Origin of the sequence: Maridesulfovibrio sp. FT414 (genome assembly GCF_050916235.1) — a bacterium.
In the GTDB taxonomy this organism is placed as follows: Bacteria; Desulfobacterota; Desulfovibrionia; order Desulfovibrionales; family Desulfovibrionaceae; genus Maridesulfovibrio.
On record NZ_CP104854.1, the window covers coordinates 621,729 to 640,148 of the forward strand.

The 18,420-nt window shown below is 42.1% G+C and carries 15 protein-coding genes; 4 read left to right on the plus strand and 11 right to left on the minus strand.

The genetic code is table 11. The annotated features are described in order from the left end of the window. Positions 1-35 precede the first annotated feature (35 nt). From N7E73_RS02855 to N7E73_RS02890, 8 genes are all read right to left on the minus strand, one after another. Positions 36-2,843 carry a formylglycine-generating enzyme family protein gene (locus N7E73_RS02855; RefSeq protein WP_432737426.1) on the minus strand — a complete coding sequence of 936 codons (2,808 nt, stop codon included), beginning with the start codon at positions 2,841-2,843 and terminating at the stop codon, positions 36-38. Positions 2,844-2,850: 7 nt separating this feature from the next. After that, positions 2,851-3,768, minus strand: coding sequence for an AAA family ATPase (locus N7E73_RS02860; protein WP_432737428.1), 918 nt, complete (start codon positions 3,766-3,768; stop codon positions 2,851-2,853). 22 nt (positions 3,769-3,790) lie between these two features. Continuing rightward, a complete protein-coding gene (locus N7E73_RS02865) occupies positions 3,791-5,206 on the minus strand; it encodes a hypothetical protein (RefSeq protein ID WP_432737430.1) in 1,416 nt (471 codons plus the stop codon). 99 nt (positions 5,207-5,305) lie between these two features. After that, positions 5,306-6,064, minus strand: a complete 759-nt coding sequence (locus N7E73_RS02870) for a PIN domain-containing protein (protein ID WP_432737431.1) — start codon at positions 6,062-6,064, stop codon at positions 5,306-5,308. 2 nt (positions 6,065-6,066) lie between these two features. Next, positions 6,067-6,363: a hypothetical protein gene (locus N7E73_RS02875; RefSeq protein WP_432737433.1), complete on the minus strand. Its 297-nt coding sequence runs from the start codon at positions 6,361-6,363 to the stop codon at positions 6,067-6,069. Between the two features lie 274 nt (positions 6,364-6,637). After that, entirely contained in the window at positions 6,638-7,606 is a 969-nt protein-coding gene (locus N7E73_RS02880; protein WP_432737435.1) for a hypothetical protein, read from the minus strand. A gap of 336 nt (positions 7,607-7,942) precedes the next feature. Then, positions 7,943-9,139: a DUF3883 domain-containing protein gene (locus N7E73_RS02885; RefSeq protein WP_432737436.1), complete on the minus strand. Its 1,197-nt coding sequence runs from the start codon at positions 9,137-9,139 to the stop codon at positions 7,943-7,945. A 160-nt stretch (positions 9,140-9,299) separates the two neighbouring features. Continuing rightward, entirely contained in the window at positions 9,300-9,698 is a 399-nt protein-coding gene (locus N7E73_RS02890; protein ID WP_432737438.1) for a helix-turn-helix domain-containing protein, read from the minus strand. A 118-nt stretch (positions 9,699-9,816) separates the two neighbouring features. On the opposite strand from N7E73_RS02890, the gene N7E73_RS02895 reads away from it, so the two are divergent. The 3 genes from N7E73_RS02895 (at position 9,817) to N7E73_RS02905 (ending at position 10,866) form a co-directional block, all read left to right on the plus strand. Beyond that, entirely contained in the window at positions 9,817-10,095 is a 279-nt protein-coding gene (locus N7E73_RS02895; RefSeq protein ID WP_432737439.1) for an XRE family transcriptional regulator, read from the plus strand. Between the two features lie 85 nt (positions 10,096-10,180). Further along, complete coding sequence (locus N7E73_RS02900) at positions 10,181-10,630, plus strand: phage regulatory CII family protein (RefSeq protein ID WP_432737441.1); 450 nt, start codon at positions 10,181-10,183, stop codon at positions 10,628-10,630. Between the two features lie 5 nt (positions 10,631-10,635). Continuing rightward, the gene (locus N7E73_RS02905) at positions 10,636-10,866 is read left to right on the plus strand and encodes a hypothetical protein (protein ID WP_432737442.1); all 231 of its coding nucleotides are present in this window, start codon (positions 10,636-10,638) and stop codon (positions 10,864-10,866) included. Here the strand turns inward: N7E73_RS02905 and N7E73_RS02910 are convergent. The 3 genes from N7E73_RS02910 to N7E73_RS02920 all read right to left on the minus strand — a co-directional run bounded on the left by N7E73_RS02910 (position 10,863) and on the right by N7E73_RS02920 (position 15,179). Continuing rightward, positions 10,863-12,050 (minus strand): tyrosine-type recombinase/integrase, encoded by a 1,188-nt coding sequence (locus N7E73_RS02910; protein ID WP_432737444.1) that lies wholly within the window; start codon positions 12,048-12,050, stop codon positions 10,863-10,865. The genes N7E73_RS02905 and N7E73_RS02910 overlap by 4 nt on opposite strands. Positions 12,051-12,782: 732 nt before the next feature. Then, on the minus strand, positions 12,783-13,922 hold the full coding sequence (locus N7E73_RS02915) for an HD domain-containing phosphohydrolase (RefSeq protein WP_432737445.1): 1,140 nt from the start codon (positions 13,920-13,922) through the stop codon (positions 12,783-12,785). Positions 13,923-13,931: 9 nt separating this feature from the next. Next, positions 13,932-15,179 (minus strand): HDOD domain-containing protein, encoded by a 1,248-nt coding sequence (locus N7E73_RS02920; protein WP_432737446.1) that lies wholly within the window; start codon positions 15,177-15,179, stop codon positions 13,932-13,934. Between the two features lie 178 nt (positions 15,180-15,357). On the opposite strand from N7E73_RS02920, the gene N7E73_RS02925 reads away from it, so the two are divergent. Then, on the plus strand, positions 15,358-18,315 hold the full coding sequence (locus N7E73_RS02925) for a PAS domain S-box protein (protein WP_432737448.1): 2,958 nt from the start codon (positions 15,358-15,360) through the stop codon (positions 18,313-18,315). The last annotated feature ends 105 nt before the right edge of the window (positions 18,316-18,420 follow it).

The window sequence follows — 18,420 nt, forward strand, 5'->3', positions numbered from 1 at the left end:
TGTCCCGAAAGGGGGGCACCCTTTCACGTCTTCGATTATCCTTTTAGGTCTAAGGAAAAACGAAAACCTAAGTCTCCCCGATTGGACGGTTCGCTCATGCCGCGGTTGGCCGAATGCACATGCCAGCTACGATCGTTCCAGCTGCCGCCACGTAAAACACGATTTACGCCTTTAGCAGGACCTTGTGGATCTTTAATAGGGCCTTCAAGATATTCAGCACACCATTCTCGGACATTTCCGTGCATCTGATAAAGCCCCCACTGATTACAAGGAAGACCTTTTACAGAAACAGTTTTCTCTCGATACTCGCCTTGGGCTCCACCGTTGTATGGATAATTACCGTTATAGTTCACTTGCTCTGTAGTTATATCCTTGCCAAAAGCGAACGGAGTATTTGTTCCGGCGCGACAGGCATACTCCCACTCTGCCTCAGTCGGGAGCCGGAGTTTTGGCCCTTGAAATTTATCATTCACAATTCGAAAAAAATCCTGACAATCATCCCAAGAGACATTCTCTACTGGTAACTCGCCACCTTCTTTAAAGTAGCTAGGGTTACCATCCATCACTTTTATCCACATTTTTTGAGTACAAACCGTGTCAGCAAGCCAATAGCCTTCACTCAACGTTACTTCACGTTGTCTTTCGTAACTATGCTGTCGCGCCAACTCATCTTCTGGCGATCCCATCATAAAAGTGCCGGGCTGTATCCAGCGCATACGCTGCACAACCCCTTCAATCGAAAAATCAGCATAGAACCCATATTGATCAAATCCGTGGACATTTGCCCATGACGTATCAGGAATTCCCACTTCAATTGTTTTTTCAAGCTGGGAGCGATTAAGCCAAAAACCATACTCAATTCCATCTTTTGGCTGTTGGACATGATCTGGAATGCTTCCTAATTGATCAACTTCGCTGGGCAATACCCATTTAATTTTTGAATCATTTAAAGGGAGAGTGACATGCAGGCCTTCCTGGTCTTGCCAAATGGAGTCAGCCCATTCCGGAATTTTAATTATACTCAATTCAACTTTTTCAGACTCACTTCTAAGTACCAATGACTGCTTAGCTGATAATGAAAAAATAAAATTCCTAGGCATAGAAAAACGCCTTCTCTCCCCCTGTTCCTCTATGGTCAAAGTAGGATTGACACGAATAGATGCGATTGGACATCCCCGTTTCAGCTGTGAATGCTCTTGTTCAGGTATTGCTTTTAAGGACTCACCTTCCTGCACAAACAGCCATATTTCATCCGGCCAACTATCCGTTAAATCAGGAACCTTATTTGGATCAAACCACTCTGGAAACAATACAGATTCACCAGCTTCCAAGGCTTCATTATTTGCATAAGCGAAAACTCTGTGCAGATTTGAAAATTCTTCATTCTTCGCAAGGAGGCTGAACTGACGCATTGACATCCGATTCACCCACTTGCAAAGGTCTTCTGAATCATATTCACCACCCCCATCGGCAAAACATTCTCCCAACCACTCAAGATATTGAATAGCTGCAGGGGAAAGCCCTTTTCCAGACATAAACCCACAAGTCACTTCTTCCTCAAGCTGAATTTCTTCGGGGAGAAAAGAGTGATATTTTTGTATGAGTTCAATCGCCAGCTGACGCCTATCAGCATCTAGCATCATAAACTTTTCACGCCAAACGTCCTGCTGTACTTTATCAAATTCAAATGCCAGTAAATGTCGATTCACTCGCTCATGCAGCCATACATTAGCTTCAACTGCAACAGTTCCCACTCGCATATCAAAACGCATTGCCCGCATAAGTTTTGGCTCTACACGTGTCGCAGGAGAAAGCAGACTTAAGAGCAGTTCCACATCTTCTGCAATACTTTGCCTTGGAGTAACTCGCTTTCCACGCCCTTTTTCTCCCTTAATTACAGGCAACGATTCATTTTTGTCCCAAAAGGCAAGTCGGTAATAGTCTGAAAGTTTTTCGTCGCATTGATCAGGAGAAACAGGCATCAACACAACAGGGCAGACATCAAGATTCTTTAACCATTGTCCAAACTCTATCCACTCATCCAAAGCCTTTCCAGATTTGTCATAACAACCTAAATCGGAAAAAATTAATAAAGGAACAGAAGAGGACTTTGGATGAAACAATTCTCTGCATGGACTCCTGAAGACCTCTGCCTCTGACATAGGCCCGTTTGAGATCCGATAAACATCCAAACGTCCCTCACCTGCAACCTTTGAAATCCCTTTGACTGCACCATTAAAATCATTCCAAAAAGGGAAAAGACGCTCATCATAATCAACAATAAGTTGAATCTGTTCAGCCCATGTGTGACATGGTTTCATAGGAATTCGATCAACTGGAAGAGCACGAGAAAGACACTTAACGGCCATCTTCTCGTCAATAAGACGGGAACGGCGAGAGCTACGCAGGGCCCCCTTTAAAAAAGGCCACAGTCTAGCCCAAGGCATCAGATAAGGAGCCTCTTGAGAAGGCTTAATGGCTACATTTTCAAAAGGATCGCTAACAACTGACTGCGCCTCATAGGCAGCACTTTCCTTTTGAGGCTCATCGGCAAAAATTTCCCGACTTTCAACATGCCAAAAATCTGCAAATACCCCCCCGGCTTGATCTGCAATCATTTTATCTTCAAGAATATCCGAATCCATTTTAGAGGGTACTACGGGAACAGAAGAAACTGCTATTTCCGCAGAAGCTATATCACCTTTCCCCTCACACAAATCTTCTTCATAGGAATACCCCAATAATTCAGCAAGTTCTTTATACGAAGCTTTGGGAAACAAACTTACAAGTTCCAACAAATCACTTCGCCCGACTGCGCCTTTCTTTTTGTTTTTGGAAGTCACTATAAACTCAACGTTTATCTTTGCTTAAAACAAACATTTTAATCTCATTGAGATGTTTATCTATATCCTCTGAAGAATTTGAAAGCTTATCCACGCCTCGAATAAAATCAATAAATTCAGCCAAGCTCGGTTTATGGCGCCCCTTGCTATTCCGACGATCTTCTAAGATTATCTTCGCAGCTTTTACAAGATACTCATTTTTCAAACCAACATCATCAGGGACCCGCGAGAGCAACCAGTCAATTGCATTAGTCTCTTCTTCAGGGAGTTCCATCTTGAGCACAAGACAGCGGCGTAAAAATGCAGGAGGCAACTCCCGTTCCTCATTTGTCGTAATAATAACTAAGGGAGAGACACCTTTCATGGATACAGGTTTCTGTATATATGGAACCTGAAAAGAACAATCAGCAAATGCCTCTAACAAAGAGTTGGGCACATCTGAATCTGCTTTATCAATTTCATCAATCAGGACTACCCAGCCATTTTCGACATGGTTTAGCTGCTTTTGATGTGGCTCGCACTGTCCAGGACAAGCAACAAATTTCTTCCTTGCCTCCACGTAGTCAAAAGCCCACCAAAGAATTCCTGGCGAAATAAACTTCTCCATTGAAAGTTCGGAATTAACATTGATACAACTAGACTCTGAATTGCGTTTAACTTGAGCTTCAGCCAGTCTGCGAACACCATCATATTGCCACAAAAGATCATTGGGTTCGGCTCTCGCTGTTAGGGTTTCAGATATAAAAGCTCTCCCCAATTCCTTAGCTGCGGCTTTCGCAAGCTCGCTTTTACCAATTCCAGGTTCACCTTTCACCAATAGAGGGCGATTTACAGCTAAAGCTGCGTTAACTGCAAGCTGGATATTTTCTTCCCACTTATAGCCGTCTATCATTTTAGAATTGTCTAATTTTATATAATTCGTCATTCACAACTCTCCCTAAATTTTTCTACTCGAAAAACTGCCGTAGCACTGCAATTTTTCTTCTCAACTCTTCAGCATTGCGTATACAAACAGCTTTATTTGATTGGTCATACAAAACGAACTGCAGCAATGGGAAAAATTTATTTAAGTCAGACACAACGTTTGAATTCTGATCCAGATCTTTGAATACTGCAAAATCATAATCTCCAAAACTCATTAGTAATTCATGTCTAGCTCTCACATCTTCTATATCATCCAAAAGACTCTCGTCAGGCTCTGTCAATTGCCCTTCATCTCTTGAAGACTTACATAGAATATTTAGAACCTTAGTTCTGGTTGTTTTATCATCTTTATTCCTAAAACCAGACTCTAATCCTTCAGAAATACTATAATATTTCCTTCCCTTCCCCCCCCTAAATTGTTTCTTAGTTACTGAGCTGATAAGTGCATCCAATTCATAAACTTCATCTTTAAAATTACACAGATACATATAGGAGAGACCTCCAACATGAACCTTGTAATCACTACTCATTCCTAGGCTAAATTCTTTTGAAACAAGAACATACCAAATAAAACTTAATACATCTGGAAGGTCACGATCTTCAAGATCATTTACATCGAACAAAGTATAACAAGCTCTGCTAAAATCATCACAAATACTAACTACGGACTTATTACGAATATACATTTCCGTAAATGAATTTATGTCCATTACGGCATCACCATCATTTTCATCGTGAATATATTTGATTATATTTTGCACAGCCTTATTTGCAATAACATTTAAAGCACAACAAAAGGCTAAACTTTTTAAAAGTTCCTCAAAACAAATATGCTCAATATTAGAGTCTGCTTCTGGCTTCAAAACAAGATTATCTGTAATACTCTCCAAGTCTTCCAATTTGGCGACAATACCTTGAATTCCCGAATACATCTCACCAAGCAAAGTAATTATCACCTGCTCCCCACCAGAAGCACGACTCATAAATCGAAAACAAAAATACCCAACAAAACGTTCAAGTTGGGCATAGAATTTCTGCTCTTCTAGTTCTCCAAATCGACTATACAGGCTATCGTATAACTTTGAATAATTGACATTTTTTATACACTCATCGAAACTCCCATGACAAATTGTCCCTTCAAAAAGCTTACTTAAATCTTTGTGTATTTCTGAATCATCTGAACAGATAACATCAAAAAAATCTGTATAATATTCGAGACCTTCAGGGAAAAAAATTAGGATATTAATTTTTCTTTTTAAACCAGCTAATAATGACGGGCTCTTAAACTCCAAACGCATTTTATTTAAAACACTATCAACAGAATCGCTGTAGCCTGCATTTCTAAACTCATATACCTTTACACCTTGCTCCCAAGACTTCATTATCAAAGGTATCTTTTTTATTAGACTTGAAGCCACATTAAAACAATCAACAGGCATAAAGTCGCTCTCTAGAATTTAGTAACTTTATATAACAAAGGAAGTACATCAATACTCCAACCCCAAAATCAACTCCACATATACCCACTCAAGCCAAACCTAATCCTCATCATAACATGAGCACCAAATATCGCATTCATCATACGGATCAAGCTGAAGCACAGACGGAACATCAATATCTATGAAGAACTCACAGCTATGACTCCTCTCTTTGAATGAATACTTGACGGCCACATAGACATCAATTTCATGAGTGTCCTCAATCAACTCATCCGTAACACGCCCAACACCTAAAGTGTCGTAAGAGGCCATTGCGTGGAATGTTGCATCAACTGAAACTAAAAATTTAGCATTATCGTTTGATTGCCCGATGATAGAAACGCCAGCTCTTGAAATAATTAATTCAATAAAATTAAAATCAACATTCTTAGCACCAAACACTGTAATTTTTTGGGCTAGTAAGTCTTGGTGTAATTTTTCCTCAATCTGCTCCCAACAATCATCAAGAACTGACATAGCCCAGTTTTGCTTTTCTCGAACTTCCACATCTTTAATGACTTCCTCTGGAACCATTTCGAACAACTCAATGAGTTTTCTCAGCACTGTAATTGATTTCTTTTTCTCAAAAGAACTCTTCCAATCATTATCGGTAGAAAAGACGACCAAAGGCTCATCTTGAAATCGATCGACAAGGGTTTGAATTGCAAATGCGTCTGGAAATTCAGCCTTTTTTTTCTTAGTATTTTTAAACGGGGGTTCCTGATTAAAATACCTATCAAATACAACCCTCGGCGAAACATCATTGCTACTTATCATCTCAACCTTAAGTTTCTTTTTAAAGGCCGAATATGCAGTCAAACTTAATTTTTTAAATTGCTCACCGAAAAAATCATTGAAAAGAAAATCACAAAGAAGCTGCTTCCATCAAAATTTATTTGCTCGAAGAGTCTGTTTGAGGTCAACGAATTGCTTACTTCTTGCGCAATCTTTATTGAGGAACAAGTAATCTTCGCCTTGATCTCTTCATCTATGATGTCGACCAAATAAACCTTAACAGCTCCAATCTTCACTAAAATGGCAAGACGTTCAAACACAATTGCCGAAAAATGGAACTTCATACCTACAATAAAGCTTGTATCAAAGGTAATTTTAATCATGGTCTTAGCCTTGAAAGGATCATCTTATCACTAACAGGATGTATTACATAAAAAATGAAAATTAAGAACACTGAACGAAGTCTGCTGGAAATTTAGAAACTACGTATTCTCTTTACCTTTGCCCTTGCAGACAACCGACATAACGAGCGAAACACCTATAAAGACAAACCCTAATATCTTCCACAAACTCTTTACCTTGTGTGACTTTTCAGAGATACAGGCGGGGCATAACCCCTTCTTAATTTCATTGTCTTCCAATCTCCTTCCGCATTGCTTACAAACGCTCATAAACTCCGCCTATCAATTCATGTGGTTTAAACTCAATTTCAATATACTTAACCTTATCTTCAGTTATTATCTTGCAGTCTTTGGTAGTTTTTAAAACCTCCGGAGCGGCATCTAGGAAACCTCCCCAGACATGTTCAGGAAACACATTTTCTCTAGCAGGTATCAATCTAGATTTTTGAAAAGCCAAATCAACTCTACAATCCAAAATCTTCCTAACCGAGTCAGACAACACATATGCAGCAACGTTCGGTTCTTCAAGAGCAACATAGCAATCAGAAATCGTCTTCACTCCCAAGACACAAGTATAAAAAGACTCCTCAGCTAACCCCAATTTTTCTTGAGCAAATACAGATTTATTTGTCCACCAGTTATCCCAAAAACCAACCGTAGCTTCAGGGGCCTCTTCGATTTGTACTTTTAGGGCCTTGATTGTCTTTTCAATACCGACATTCAAACTTTGCAGAGCATTGCAGAACAGTTCCTGCTTGACTGCCTGTTTTTTTGCTAACAGAGCCTGATCATAAAGATTCAGCCCAGCGTGTACCTCAGAAATTCTGTCATTATGTAAATCAACTCTAACTTTAGATATTTCTTGTTCAATACGATTTAGTTGCATTGCAATACTGACCAAAAGAATTTGAGCTCCAGCCGCCTTTGCTGCTTGTATTAAAGAAGGGGACACTGCTTTAAATTTCGCATGCTCAAGAATTTTCCCATCTTTATAAAAAACGCCCTTGATATTTCCTGCCGAATCTTTCAATAATTTGCCCCCTTCAGGGGAGGTGACAAGCTTGTATACGGTCTCTGGATTAAAACGTCTTACAAGCTCAGGTATACCCGAAACAAGTCTCACCTCATGCAAAACTTTACTTCTTTGGGATGCAATAAGATCATAACTATAATCTGAACGATTAAACCCAAGAGGCGACAAATATGGAATAACCACCTTTGACATATACTTTCCTTATACAACAAAACTTTAATAATTACTCCAACGCCCCAATCCGCCCCTCAACACCCCGAATCAAAACCCAATACTCACTCTCAGTCTTATGAAAATGCTTCTTCGCATATATGACTGAATCCACAGTCTCCACCTTAAAATTACCTACCAGCGGTCCAAAGGATGGAGGAAGGCGCAACTTGATTCGGCAAAAGCTTCAACGAAGAAAAATGTGTACCGACATTGTATTCGATAGAATTGCTTAATCAAGCTTTGATTGGAGTAGTAAATTTGAGAACTTCGCCGTCTTGTAGATGCCTGTCTGCAGATTATAATTTAAATATAATGCTAAAAATCAATTTTTACATTATATGTCTGAGGTTCTAAACTATACTCAGCTTGATTTTCAAAATCTGGTTTGTCGATGGAGTAAATATCGGGAGTTCCTGTGTCAGCTTTAAACACAATATATACATAGTAATTACTCTTTTCTATTGAAACCCGTAGTTCGTTTCGCGACAAATAAAATCCTCTGCTTAAATTATCTGCACGTGTAGCCTTAACTTCAATATATCTCTCTGCTCCGTCTTCTTCGAAAGATTTAATATCATACCCAGCACTATCATCTTCACTTGCTACATGCTCAACTCGATTAGCTAAAAGACTGAGCCCAGCTTCGGTAAGTCTCTTCTTTTCAAGAGCGAGAACAATCTTCTCCCCTCTATCGCCTAACCATTTCCGCTGCCTATTAATTTTTTCAAAATTTAATTTGCTTTTGCCTCGACTCTGTCCGTTTAAACCTTCATTAGTAGATGCAGACAAACTAGTTATAAAATTAGCACCATTTATTGCTTCATTGAGCGGTGGAACATCTTGAAAAGAACTTCTACTAGGGGCTTTAAAAATATCATAAAGTAAATCAGGCCATAGATAAGGAGAGTTGTCATCAAGAGCAGGCCAATTACAACGAGCCTCTAGCAATGTTTTCTGTAAATCAAATTCATTATTAGACATCACGGAAAGATTCAGTGAGTTTATAAAATGTTTTAAGTGTAGATGTGAATAAACTGGAAAATACAACTCTGGGTAATATATAAACAAAATTTTACCCTTGAACATTGGTGACAATTCATTCCGTATAATTCTTGCACGGTCTTCGGATTTTCCCGCATCAATTAAGTCCACAATATTTTTTTTAATTTCAGCAAAAGCCTGTGAGACATCTTTATGAATTCCGCCCCACTTCACTGAACAGTCATAATTTCCGCTCGATTTCGAATACCAAACACCAAATCTATTAACACTTGATCCTGTTATGCGACCAAGACCATCTAACTCCCTTTCAATTCTATAACAAAAAGACTTGTTACAAGCCCCTTTACCTAAAACATATTCGTCAAATTCAAAACTCGAGATTTTATCAACAGGATAGTCCCTGACGAATCTTTTCCGTAACACCTCATTCTGCTTCCACAGAGGTGTATTGTTTTCGATTATACGTTGTAAACTATCAGCAATGATTAAATTGAAATCGTTATTATTCATATTATCATCTAGTCTCACCCTAAAAACAACTAACCGCTCACACAATCACACCGATCACAAAAATACACCTAACTACACAATTTTTATTATAACTCAATTTTCAATCAAAAAAAATTGACCCACATTCCTTTAATAAATGCGGGCCAACCAGAATTACGCTCTATCCATTTGCTGCGTGCTCGGCTTCTCCGGGCTGCATATTTTTTTCAGCTTCAATTTCGCCTTCAATGACGGCTTTCATTGCCTCCAGCTTGGCGAGTCGAGCAGCCTTATCCATAGAAGTTTCTACATCCATCAGTTTTTTGGTTAACTGAGGCAAGCAATCCTTGAAGGAGTCCTGAGACTTTCTTAGAAAATCCCCCTGCCCAGTCAAAAGCCACGTACCGCTAACGCCAAACTTTTTACAAATATTAGCCAAGAAAACTGCTTTAGGAGCCCCTTTTCCATTCGAATAGTTGTCATAGCTTGTTGTAGAGATTCCAACGTCACGACAAAAATCAGCTTTCTTGAGCCCCAAGAATTCTCTAACCGAAAGGAATCTTTCGACAATATCCGACATATCAGAGCACACCATTTTTAGTAAAATCTTATTGACTTTTGGCAAGATTTTACATTATTCCTTAACTCAACAACACACATTGAATAAAAATAACCATCAACTGATTGAGGTTCCATTGATGATTAACCAAACTAACGACTCAGCGCAAGCCCCCTTTACAACTGAATCTATTCCTGACCACTTCCTGCGCCGTGCGTGGATGGAAAAGAACGGGCTCACCAATGTTGCGCTTGCCGAAAGATTCGACCTCACCCCTTCCAGAGTTTCCTGCATCCTCCGTAGCGGCGAATGCCCTCAGAAATACATCAAAATTTTACGCGACGAATTCGGCATGCCCGAAGAACTGCTCCCGGAGCGCAGCAGGGAAAAGAGCGGCCCCAAACGCAAAAAACGCTAATTGATTGGATCGCAGCCGGACGGAAAATACGCCTTCTTTCGCTTTGGGTCACGTTACACGCAGCATTAATCTAAGGAGCAAAATCATGAAGTTGACCGATTCAGTCCGCAAGATGGTTCTCGATTCGGATATAGGGGCAAGAGCCGTTGCCGCCAGAGTGAATAAAAAGCATCACGTACTGCTGAATGAACTCAATTCTGAAAACACCAGCCACAAGCTTGGTGCTGAACTCTTGATTCCGCTGATGAAAGCATGCGGATCTGATGCACCTGTACACCTGCTTGCCGCCGAGATGGGCGGACTATTTATCAAGCTGCCTGCCGAGAACTGCTCGAACACGACGCTTGTAAAGGCTGTGAAGGAATTCGGCGAACTTATTTCCGTGTACGGTGGAGCCATCGAAAAAGATGAACTCACCGACGAAGTCAAATTGCAGATCCGCAAGGAAGGCCAGGAAGCCATGACTGCCATTCAGGAACTCCTCTGCGGCCTCGACGCAAACGGGCACAGCCCCAAGCATTCTTTTGTGGAGTAAAAGCCATGACCAGAGACGAACTCAAAGAACACCTCCTGAACACACTTCCCCCTATCCTCTGCAGGCAGGGGGTGGAAAAGTACACCGGCGGGCTCATCAAGGCCAAGACTATGCGCATGCTTGATTGTCAGGGCGCAGGCCCGCTTGAAGGACGTTTCAAGCGCGGCCGCAAAGTCTTCTACTCCCGCGAACCGTTTGTAGACTGGTTCATTGAAGAGTCCGAGCCACTGGTTTAAAGCAGCAGCTGCGCGGCATTACGGCACTGATCATCATGAGTGTGAGTGTAGCGCATAGTGGTCTGGATCGTGGCGTGGCCCATCATCTTTTTAACAACAGGAAGCGGAACACCTTTGGCAACAAGCCGGGAAGCAAACGTATGACGGAAGCAATGAGCACAAAATTTCAATCGGCGGTCAGTGACGCCCTCATTCCATCCGAGATGCTTCATCAGGGTTGCAAAGTTCTGCCCGATCTCCCTGCGAATTTCTCCGGACGGTCCGGGAAAGAGCAAGGCTTCAACGCTTTTCAACCGGCTGACTCTGTAAGCCAGCATCGGCCTTATCTTCTCAGTGATGTAAGCAACACGACTCGTTCCGGCCTTGGGTCCGTCATCCGCCCCGGATTGACCTTTAATAATGATCCTGTCTTCCACCAGATCAATATCCTGTCTGGTAAGTACAAAAATTTCCCCCATCCGCATGCCGGTGTAAAGACTGAGCAGGCAGATGTCATGGCAGTCGGTGTACCCTCTTTCGGCTGCCAGCCCGAAGAATGCGCCCTCCTCTTCTGCGGAGCAATAACGCAGCCTGCGGTTGTTGAGCTTCGGAAACCTGACGCCCTTGACCGGATTCCCGCTCTTGAGCCAGCCGCGTTGAATGGAATAATTGCAGATCTGCCGAGTAAGGGCGAGGCACTGGCTGACCGTGGCCTTGGCAAGCCCCTTACCAGCAACGGTTGTCTTGAGAGCCTCAATGTGCTTGAAACACAGGTCGTCGAGGACAATAGTTCCGATCACCGGTTTGAGGTGGAGCCTGAAGCGTGTGCGGTCATGCTGCCAGCTTTTCTTATTGTTTCTGGCGTACTCGTCGATGTAGATTTCACCGGCTTCCGCAAAAGTCTTTCGGGCCTGCCTTTCAACAACCTTTGCTCGTTCCTCGGCATCCTTGATCGCCCTGAATTCCTCAAGGGACTGCGGACCGCTTCCGAGCTTGATGTTTGCGACGATTTCGGAACGAACCTTATGGGCCTTGGCCGGGGACCATCCCTGCGATGCCCAGCCGAGTCCCTCTTCCTTGAGCCTGCCTTTGACCTTATACCGGATCACATAGTATTTGTCGGGCTGAACTCCGTGCCTGCGCGTCAGATGATTGCGGCAACGAACTCCTGTAAACTTGGTTGCCTCGAATTTATTGGCGGCCATATCTGTCCCACTCCTGTCCCACTTATTTCTAATACACTCACAGACTTTACTGGATGTGTAGACAGAGTAATAACCGATGAATCTCTTGTATTCAAAGCGGTTAGGGACGCTAACTCACATGTGGCAGAATCTTTTTGGAAGGGCTTAAAATCCCTCGGCCTTACGGCTGTGCGGGTTCAAGTCCCGCTCTGGGTACCAAAAGAAAATCAAGGACTTACACACAACTTCACGGTTGCTTGTGAGTCCTTTTTTTGTGCCCAAAATCTGTTCTGTACCTGTAGCGCGCCAAATGCTTTTGACACTCGCGCTAAGGATGAGATCCACATGCCGCCCCGTGCGGCCTTTCAGGACTCAGGCAAGCATTACGGCACCCTGCTGCATGAGTTGGGAAACTGTCCCCATGTACCGGATTTAGAGTATATGCGTTTTGAATCGGGCATCAAATCAGCCACAACTCCAGCGCAGAGTCTGTAGGCCTACTGGATTCTCTTGAGTATTTATGTCGCCCTTCTCGACTCTTACATAAACGGAGCAACTCTCACTTCATGCCCGTCATCTATAGAGCCGCTCATTACTACTGCTGGCGACTGAGGTGGAAGGCAGCTTTCCCCCATTACCGGAAGACGGGTGGATCAATATTGATTTCAAGCATTCTCTAAGTAACATTATCAAGAACTATCTTCAGCGGGAGTAATGAACAACCATACACGCAACAGGAACCTGCATTAATCACTAATTGGAAACAAGGACACTGACAGGCTCTGTCACACCAACTTTACGCGCAAACATGTGAATTCGATCAATCTTATCTTTATCAAGCTCAAGACTCTTCCGCAAAAGCAATGCCCCTTTATCCGATAGTATATCCTCATAGAGAATCATTCCAGGAACTAATTCCTTTATACTCAGGGACTTTACTTCGTATCGAGCCTCAACCCCGAGCATTCCTTCAAGATAATATAGAAGCTCAGGATCATACTCCTGTGCTTTATCTTCAAGCTGTCTAAATGCCTGTCGCTGATTTTCATACAAATGGAGATACAAATCAAAATCAAGTGCAATGCGCAGGATCCTCCCGCCAAGGGGGATACTCTCGCCATCTACTCCATCCAACGGAGAACCGGAACCATCAAACCCCTTCAGTTGATAGGCAATCATTTCAGCAATACTCTGCATCCTTGGCAGTTTTTCAACAAGACTCTTGGCTACAACCGGATGCATTTCAAAAATCTCTTTCTGCTCTGAATTAAGCTCCTTACCCTGGAGAAACATTTCCATCGTTCCGGGGGGAAGGACAAGGAGTCCCAGTTGCGAAAGCATGGTCGCGATGTCATATCTCCAAAAATCTTTAACTCCTTTCTTTTGCGCCAGATACCGAACATACCTTCTCACCCTGCTAATACGTTCACTGGCTTGAGGATTTACCAAGGAAGTAATCTCGGTCAATAATTCCACACTTCCTTTCAGGGTTTGCTCCAGCAGTATTTTCTTGCCTGTTACAAGGTCATACTGTTTAGCGGCTTCCCGAATATTTTCGAGCAGGGTCTCTTTTTCGCAGGGTTTTGTCAAAAATCTGAATACATGCCCATCATTTACTGCCCCGATAGCATTATCCAAATCAGCGTATCCTGTAAGAATCATCCGAGTGGAATCAGGACTGCAGGACTTAACTTCTTTAAGAAAGTCAATTCCATTCATCTGCGGCATTCTATAGTCTGAAATTACAACAGCAATATGTTTATTATTCTTTAGTTCTACAAGAGCTTTTTCAGGGTCATCTGAAGTATGTACATCGTACTGACCACGCAATTGCCTCTTCAAGGAAGACAGCACATTGGGCTCGTCGTCAACAAGCATAATTGAATGCTTCATAGCTGAGTCCTACTCCCTTAGAAGATTGATCATATCTTTATCAAGCACATTGAATTGCACAATTCCATCCCAATTTTTGGCTATATGTGAAGTCCACTCTTCAATCTTCTTTCCTCCTTGACCGCGGAGAACACTGTTGTTCAGCACAAATCTATTGTAATCTTCATGAATTATTATGCACTGATGATCAATCATATTTGCCATGGACACCAGCATTGAAATGCTCATGTCATACTCATCATAGGAATGATGGTATCCTATACCATAAACAACCTCTCCAGCCATTCCCCATAACCCCATAAGGTAGGCTCCTACTTGCGCATGAGTTGTTCCAAACACTTCAAACTCTGCACTATGCACTGATTTACGTTCTTTGGAAACAATGTTCAAAACTTCATGGTATTGTTCCGGGAAATAACTCACCAAAATCAACTTCCCAACATCGTGCAACAAGCCTGCCATACGAGCTTGAACAATGGTTGCTTTATCCAATCCCTCGTACTCGGCAATAATTCTGGCAATATTTGACACTCTGAAACTGTGTTCCCAAAGCATTGTCAATGAAAAATCCGGCATGGATTTGCCATCATACATTGAAAAGAGATGAGTTCCAACGATTAAAGAACTTATGGTATCAAGGCCAAGCATTGTTATGGCCTGAAATATAGAATCAACTTGTGTTGGAAGTCCGAAATATGGAGAGTTGATCAACTTGAGAATCTTGGCCACAAGTCCAACATCCATGGAGATCAGTTCTGCTATTTTTTTTATCGAAGGTTCCTGCCTGGCGAGTTCCTCTTCAATTGATTTAAATACATGTGGCAGGACTGGAAGAGTTTCAATTTCCGCAACAAGCTCTTGCATTGTGGAATCACTTAATATTTCTCTCGACTTAAGGGCGCCTTCGATTTTAGCTATTAAGTCACCGGCATCACAGGGCTTGGAAATATACTGATGGACAGATCGAATACTACGCACTACTTCGCTGAGGCCGACTTGCCCGGATAAAGCTATACGAATAGTTTTATGGTAATCCTCTTTTACCCGGCGCAAGAGTTCCGCTCCGTCCATTTCTGGCATACGAATATCTGACACGATTACATCAAATGGTTTTTCAGCAAACAGAGCAAGCGCGTCCGCACCGGATTCTGCAAACGCGAGATCCCAGTCACTCATCTTGAAACGAAGCATACGGCGAATAGCTCCCAATGCCTTCGGTTCGTCATCAACAAAGATTACCCGAATCTTACTGCTCATCTCCATTTTCTCCGGTCAGTTACTAACCATTATCTCGACACAATCTCACAAGGTGATAAATTCAAAAAATGGATTGTTTTCCTTCTAAAGCAACGCCTACAATGATAACCTAGATCAAACATATAAAGCCACCAAATTAAAAGCAACCGATACACCTAATTAATTAAGAGAACGATTCATGACAGAGCGAAACAAAAGATTCATATTTCTGGCCTCAGTCCTTGTATTTATAGCCATTTCTGCATCAGCGACTACGTCTTTTATTTTCTACAGAATGATAATCACAGAACAAAAGCGAAGCCTAAGTGAGCTTGTAAAAAGCCAGGCAATTCTGGCCTCAAATGCCATCCAGCACTATTTATATATGGAAGAAAAATTTGGCATCCCATTCAAGTTGAACGAGGCGATTGGCTTTATCGAGACCTCTCAGCAGCAGCTAAAAGAAAACAATAATGACAGAGAATATGTTATCGGAGTAAATATCGCTGGTGAACTAAAATATTTAATTATCAACGGTAAAACGATCACCGACCTTGTGAAGTTGCAGGATCGCGTCTCAGAAAACCTGTTTACGACCAGGATGTACACAGGAGCTATTACGGATTCCATCACTCAAACCGGACTGAATTCTGAGAACAAAAAAATAATTGCGGCATATAGCCCTGTACGAAGTGGTGATATTTCGTTGGGGATGGTCATTGCGTTGGACCTTGATTATATCAAGCACTCTTTTATCATAGCCAACGTCTACGTTTTTGCAACGTGCCTGAGCGTGACTTTACTGGGCCTCTTAATCTTCCGCAAATTCAGCAACCCAATTTTTGATACTATTGCAAAGGGGGAAAAAGATTATCGCACGCTTGTGGAAAACGCGAATTCATTGATCATAAAAATTGATTCAAATGGACTGATCTCTTTCGCCAACAGGTTTGCTACTAATTTTTTAGGCTCCAAGGGGAGTTCAATTGTTGGACTGTCCTTTCTGGACCTGCTTGGAGGAACTATTTCTGACAATCTCAGTTCGCCTCAAGAACTCACTATTTTTTTTGGAGAAGGATCAGGCCCACACGAGCGCATCTGCAAAAATATGCATGGAGACAACTTTTGGATTGCGTGGAGAACAAATATTTCCTTCCTCCCGAACGGAGAATGTAAGGAAATTCTCTGTATCGGAAACGATATCACATCAAAATACAAGGCACTTGAACAGCTGAAAAATAGTGAAGCCAGATATAAAAGTATCTTTGAAAACAGCCCGCTGGGCATAGCATATTCTGGAAAAGATGGAAGAATAAGCGACTGCAACGACAACCTTGCCGAAATCTTGGGGACCACGCGAGAAAAGCTGCTTGGTCTAGGTGCGGACAAAGTCGTCAATCCCAAAATGCACGAAGCGATAATAAAAGCAATATCAGGTGAGAAATCATATTTTGAAGACACGTACACTTCAATTACAGGAGGAAAAACAACATTTCTACGGGCGATATTCAACCCGGTTCTAAGAAAAGAACCTCCATTTGAAATGATTGCAACGATTGAGGATTTCACCCTCCGCAAAAAAATGGAACGGGAGCTGGCCGAAAGTGAGCGTCGCTTCAAGGGAATAGCCAAGGCCTCCCCTGTAGGCATCATAATTACCGATGGTGCGGGTAAGGTTCAGTATGTCAACAGGAGAACTCTTAAACTGTTCAACGCAACACGCGAAGAGCTTCTCGACAGTGCGTGGATATCTTATATGCATCCTGCAGATAGGATTAATGTTATTCAAAACTGGTTCTCGTCCACGCCTATAGCATGCGAACGTCTTGAATTCAGAATAATGAACTCAGACTCGACAGTTTATTGGCTGCTGGGCCAGATTGTCGAGATGGAAGACACTGGTAATGACACCCCTGGCTTTGTCATAACCATTACCGACATTTCTCCCTTAAAAGATGCTGAGCTTGAGCATAAACGCTTGACAGCTGTTCTTGACCAGAGTGCTGAAGCAATTTTGATTACCGATACTGCAGGAATCATAACTTATGTAAATCCGGCTTTTGAACTCATCAGCGGCTACTCTTCTGCTGAAATAATTGGTAAGAAGCCAAACATTCTCAAAAGTGGCGAACATGAATCTTCATTTTACGGCGAACTCTGGGAAACGATTTGCCGCGGGAATATATGGAAAGGACGATTCATCAATCTGGATAAAAATGGCAGACGTTTCACCCAGGACACAACAATCGCCCCGGTACGCAATGAAGAAGGAACAATCGTCAATTTCGTCTCCGTTGCCCGAGACATAACACACCAACTTATCATTGAGGCACAGCTCAGGCAGGCCCAGAAGCTGGAATCAATAGGAGAACTTGCCGCAGGAATAGCCCACGAAATTAACACCCCTACACAATACGTGATGACCAACGTCAAATTCCTTGATGACAGTTTCTCTGAGCTCATCACCAGTCTAAAGCGATTGAACAATATACGTAACCTGGTGCAGAGTAGCTCTTCCATGGGACGCATAGCAATTGAGGCAGAAGATTTAATAACTGAGGATGACCTCAATTATCTTACCGAAGAAATTCCAAACGCAATTAAAGAATCCACCGAAGGTCTGCGACGAATTGCTGATATAGTTAAGTCAGTAAAACAACTGGCACATCCAGGCGAGACCCAGAAGGGTTTCCACGATCTGAACGAGATTATTCGTGACGCGGTAACAGTTTCGACCAACGAATGGAAATATGTTGCCGACGTGGAAATGATTTTGGAAGAAGGCATGAAGCCTCAGAATTGTCTTAAAGGAGAAATGGGGCAGGTTATACTGAACCTTATAGTCAACAGTGCCCATGCGATAGAACAAAAATCCGGACGTTCAGGTTCAACTAAAGGAACGATACAAATAACAAGCCGAACGGAAAATGATTCAACGATAATTGCAATCACAGACACAGGGTGCGGGATGCCCAGGCACGTCATTGAAAAGGCTTTTGATCCTTTTTTTACGACAAAAACAATTGGCAAAGGAACAGGTCAGGGGCTTGCAATTGCCTACAACGTTATAGCCAATGTCCATCAGGGAAGTATTGTGTTAGAGTCTGAAGAAGGAATTGGCACCACGGTAACAATCAGACTTCCAACAACCAACTGACATTCATATTTCTTATAAGGTCGCATTAAATTTTAGGATTATACAATGTAGGCAAAAACTGCCTGTAAAAATTTTACCGGAAGGCAGAGCAACAGTTGATCTAGG